Below are 3,067 nucleotides of genomic sequence, written 5' to 3'. Positions count from 1 at the left end.
GGGGGTTTCTTGCCTACCGCGCCCCGCCACTTCGCGGCGGCCGCCCCCCCCGCGCGGCGGCGGGGTGCGCGGTCGTTTGCCGGGCGGCGTTGCGCCCCCCCCCCGACTCGGTGCGGGCCGGCGCCGACGCCTATCTGCTCAACCATCTGGTCCGCGACGTCGACGACGACGCGGCGCTCGCCCTGCTGGCCGGATGCCGGGGCGCCATGGCACCGGATGCCCGGCTGATCCTGCTGGAGACCGTCATTCCTACGGTCCTCACCCCCGCCGACTCCGCCGGCTACGGGCTGACCGACCTCAACAACCTGATCTACGCCGGCGGCCGTGAACGCACCGCGGAGGAGTACCGGGGGCTCCTGGAGGCGGCGGGGTTCAGGTTCGTCGATGCGATCGCCGTTCCCTCCGCCGAAGGGCTGCCCGACTACAACGTCATCGAGGCCGAGCCTGCGAGCGGTCACCCCGCGCGCACCAGGCAGAAGGGAGGTGTGAGTGATGCGGTGTACGACTCCGGATCCCCGGCTCATGCGCAGCGGTGACCCCGGAACACCAGGCCACGGCCTGATCCGGCGGATCGCGCCGCGGAGCGGCGGCCGCCGGCCCGGCGGGGGCGGAACCGGCGGCGCGCCCGTCAGGTGTGCGGCCAGACGCCGTAGCGTCGCAGTCCGTAGAGCAGCGGCCGGCGTTCCGGCCCATGGGTGACGCGGTAGACCTCGCCGAGCACCACGACATGGTCGCCGACGGGGTACGACGTACGTATCCGGCAGTCGGCGACCGCGCGCGCGTCGTCCCGCAGATGCGGACCGGCGCCGTCGCCGCCGAGCTGCCAGAAGACGCGGTCGAAGCGGTCCCGGTCACCCGACGCGAACAGTTCGGCGGTCCCCTGCGCGTCGGCGTGGAGCAGGTTCACCGCGAACTCGCCGCGATCCAGAATGGCCGCCAACGTGGGGCTGCCGTCACGCAGGCACACCAACAGCGTGGGCGGTTCGAGTGTGACGCTGCACAGCGACGAACACGTCATACCCCAGGGCCGGTTATCGCGATCGAGCGCGGTGACCACGGCCACTCCCGTCGGGAATCCCCGCATCATCGCGCGGAATCCCTCACCCGTGGCCGCCGCCCGTGCCATGTGGTCGACAGTGCCGGTCGATTCCGTCATCTCTGCCTTCTTTCTGGCGGACATTTTCGCTGACTGGACGAAGTATTCGTCGGAGTGATCAAAAAGCGGCCTGCCGTATCACGGCGGCGGAGCGCGATGCGCAAAGAGTCATGGAAAAGATAGCACCGACCGCAAGAGTTCTGAACCCATCGGAATCCGCCGAACCGCTCTGCCGCGACCGAGAAAAGGAGTTGCTCCATGGAAGACAACCGCATACGGAACATCGTGATTCTGGGAGGTGGCACCGCGGGGTGGATGTCAGCCTGTTACCTGGGCAAGGCACTCGGCCCCCTGGTGAACATCACGCTGCTCGAAGCACCCGCGATTCCGAAAATCGGCGTGGGCGAGGCGACCGTCCCGAACCTGCACAAGGTCTTCTTTGATTTCCTCGGTATCCCCGAAGAGGAGTGGATGCGGGAGTGCAACGCCAGCTTCAAGCTGTCGGTCCGGTTCATCAACTGGTGCACCCCCGGGGCCGGCGAGGCCGGCGCGCGGCGCAGAGACGACGGGCGTCCCGACCACTTCGACCACCTCTTCGGGCTGCTGCCCGATCACGAGAGCGTGCCGCTGTCGCACTACTGGACGTACCAGAAGCTGTCAGGTGCCACCGACGAGCCCTTCGACCGGGCCTGTTACGTACAGCCCGAGGTTCTCGACCGCAAGCTGTCGCCGCGCTTCCTCGGCGGGACCGGGTGGTCACGCTACGCCTGGCACTTCGACGCGAACCGGGTGGCCGACTTCCTGTGCCGCTTCGCCACGAACAAGCTGGGCGTGACGCACGTCAAGGACCGTTACACGCACGCGGAGATCGACCATCGCGGCTTCGTGACCGCGATCAGCACCGAGGCCGGCCGCCGGCTGGAGGGCGACCTGTTCGTGGACTGCTCCGGCTTCCGCAGCCTCCTGATGAACCAGGCGATGCGCGAACCGTTCCTGGACATGAGCGATCACCTGCTCAACGACAGCGCTGTCGCCACCGCGGTCGAGCATGACGACGAGGCCGAGGGCGTCGAGCCCTACACCTCGGCCATCGCGATGTCCTCCGGCTGGGCATGGAAGATTCCCATGCTCGGCAGGTTCGGCACCGGTTACGTCTATTCCAGCCGGTTCCAGTCGCAGGACGAGGCAACCGAGGAATTCTGCCGGATGTGGAAACTGGACCCGGAGACCCAGCCGCTCAACCAGATCAAGTTCCGAGTGGGTCGCAACCGGCGGGCCTGGGTCCGCAACTGTGTCGGAATCGGCCTCTCCTCATGCTTCCTGGAACCGCTGGAGTCCACCGGCATCTACTTCATCTACGCGTCCCTCTACCAGCTGGTGAAGCATTTCCCGGACAAGCGGTTCGAGCCCGTCCTGGCCAACCGGTTCAACGGCGAAGTCGAGAAAATGTTCGACGATACCCGGGACTTCCTCCAGGCTCACTTCGCCTTCGCCCCCCGGGACGACACACCCTTCTGGCGAGCCTGCAAGGAGCTGGATTTCACCGACGATTTCATCGAGAAGGTGGCCATGTACAAGGCAGGCCTGCCGGTGGAGACGCCGGTGACCGACGAGAACAACTACTACGGGAGTTTCGAGGCCGAGTTCCGCAACTTCTGGACCAACGCCAGTTACTACTGCATCTTCGCCGGGCTCGGCGTTCTGCCGAATCACCCGCTGCCGTCGCTGTCCCTGCGGCCGGACTCCGTCGACGCGGCGGGAGCCCTCTTCACCGACATCAAGCGCCGGCAAGCCGAACTCATCGACTCCCTGCCGTCGACCCACGAGTACCTGCGCAGGCTGCACGACGGAAAGTAGCGGCCCTGGTCCGCTGAGACTCCTCATAGTCGATGTGGGGGTGGGTGGCGCAACACAACCAGCACGCAGCGATGGTGGGGGGCGGGCACCCCCCGGCGGGGGCGGGGTGTTGGC

General features: G+C 67.2%; 3 protein-coding genes. 2 read left to right on the top strand and 1 reads right to left on the bottom strand.

Going from position 1 to position 3,067, the window contains the following annotated elements:
* A partial coding sequence (locus ACFXB5_RS30040; protein ID WP_385213455.1) for a methyltransferase occupies positions 1–536 on the top strand: 536 nt, incomplete at its 5' end.
* Positions 537–628: 92 nt separating this feature from the next.
* Here the strand turns inward: ACFXB5_RS30040 and ACFXB5_RS30035 are convergent.
* A complete protein-coding gene (locus ACFXB5_RS30035) occupies positions 629–1,156 on the bottom strand; it encodes a flavin reductase family protein (RefSeq protein WP_385213453.1) in 528 nt (175 codons plus the stop codon).
* A gap of 198 nt (positions 1,157–1,354) precedes the next feature.
* Between ACFXB5_RS30035 and ACFXB5_RS30030 the strand changes: the two genes are divergently transcribed.
* Positions 1,355–2,953, top strand: coding sequence for a tryptophan halogenase family protein (locus ACFXB5_RS30030; protein WP_385213450.1), 1,599 nt, complete (start codon positions 1,355–1,357; stop codon positions 2,951–2,953).
* The last annotated feature ends 114 nt before the right edge of the window (positions 2,954–3,067 follow it).

It is taken from the genome of Streptomyces sp. NPDC059455, from assembly GCF_042750115.1.
Classification (GTDB): Bacteria; Actinomycetota; Actinomycetes; order Streptomycetales; family Streptomycetaceae; genus Streptomyces; species Streptomyces endocoffeicus.
This window is presented reverse-complemented; position numbering and strand designations above follow the sequence as displayed.

Coding starts and splice junctions, on each gene's coding strand:
- ACFXB5_RS30030 (WP_385213450.1), top strand. CDS start 1,355: ATGGAAGACAACCGCATACGGAACATCGTGATTCTGGGAGGTGGCACC.
- ACFXB5_RS30035 (WP_385213453.1), bottom strand. CDS start 1,156: ATGACGGAATCGACCGGCACTGTCGACCACATGGCACGGGCGGCGGCC.